We start from the raw sequence: 249 nt of genomic DNA, 5'->3' as shown, positions 1-249 counted from the left end.
ACCAATACTAATCGGTCGAGGGCTTATCCTAAAGATAAGGCGCAATGAAGTTTCGGATCCAGTTTTCAGGGTGTAACACCTTGAAGGTATGTAGAAGTACATACAACAAGCGTATAGCTATTCATTCACACAATCTGTGATGAACCGAATAACCTTACGGAAGAATTTGCGAAGCAAATTCATGTTTGGTGGCGATAGCGGAGGGGTTCCACACGTACCCATCCCGAACACGACCGTTAAGCCCTCCAG

At 45.4% G+C, this 249-nt stretch carries 1 rRNA gene; it reads left to right on the top strand.

The features are described from left to right. Positions 1-184 precede the first annotated feature (184 nt). Positions 185-249 (top strand): 5S ribosomal RNA (rrf, locus tag G9G57_RS25490); the annotation flags it as partial.

This window comes from Paenibacillus sp. EKM211P (assembly GCF_011066175.1).
Taxonomy (GTDB): Bacteria; Bacillota; Bacilli; order Paenibacillales; family Paenibacillaceae; genus Paenibacillus; species Paenibacillus polymyxa.
Note: the sequence above shows the minus strand (reverse complement) of the source record. Positions and strands in the feature narration are given on the sequence as shown.